1 protein-coding gene is annotated in these 382 nt (G+C 68.1%); it reads left to right on the top strand.

Annotated features, from left to right (window positions below; all coding sequences use genetic code 11):
* Positions 1–59 precede the first annotated feature (59 nt).
* Positions 60–382 (top strand): hypothetical protein (locus K9U40_RS24605; protein WP_282892648.1); only part of this gene is annotated, 323 nt, incomplete at its 3' end.

A 382-nucleotide genomic window follows, 5' to 3' on the forward strand; every position in this document is an offset into this window, starting at 1 on the left:
CGCCCGGACCCTTCCTTTCCGGCCATCCCATCCATCATTCCAAAGAGGGTAGAAAAACCATGAACACGTTCCGCCTGGGCGCGCTTGCGCCCTCCATCATCCTGGCCGGTTGCGCCACCAACGGCTCCACGGCGTCCCCGTCCGCCGGTTCCGGCCTCGGCTCCGTGCTGGGTGCGGCGGGCACGGGCGGCACCGGCTCCAGCACCGACAGCAAGGTCGGCGCGGCCGTGGACGTGTTCAAGGCGGTCACCGTGTCCGACGACGAGCTCAAGTCCGTCTCGCAGCAGTTCCGCGCCTACGAGGAGCGCACCGAGAAGGTCGCGCCGGCCAAGAACAAGTACGCCCAGCGCCTGGCCCGCCTCACGAAGAACCACGTCAACGA

It is taken from the genome of Xanthobacter autotrophicus (assembly GCF_030015065.1).
GTDB classification, from domain to species: Bacteria; Pseudomonadota; Alphaproteobacteria; order Rhizobiales; family Xanthobacteraceae; genus Xanthobacter; species Xanthobacter autotrophicus_D.